The 238-nt window shown below is 60.5% G+C and carries 1 rRNA gene; it reads left to right on the forward strand.

Features of this window, described 5'->3' with window-relative positions:
• A 16S ribosomal RNA gene (locus ACTHSL_RS14185) occupies window positions 1-238 on the forward strand; the annotation flags it as partial.

Genomic DNA, 238 nt, shown 5'->3' on the forward strand with positions numbered 1-238 from the left:
GCGTAAAGGGTGCGTAGGCGGTTTGCTGCGTCCGCGCTGAAATCCCACCGCTTAACGGTGGGGCGCGTGCGGATACGAGCAGACTCGAGGCAGGGAGAGGATGGGGGAACTCCTGGTGTAGTGGTGAAATGCGTAGATATCAGGAAGAACACCCGTGGCGCAAGCGCCCATCTGGTCCTGTCCTGACGCTGTGGCACGAAAGCGTGGGGAGCGAACCGGATTAGATACCCCTGTAGTC

Source organism: Neisseria sp. P0008.S010 (genome assembly GCF_051962715.1).
In the GTDB taxonomy this organism is placed as follows: domain Bacteria; phylum Pseudomonadota; class Gammaproteobacteria; order Burkholderiales; family Neisseriaceae; genus Neisseria; species Neisseria elongata.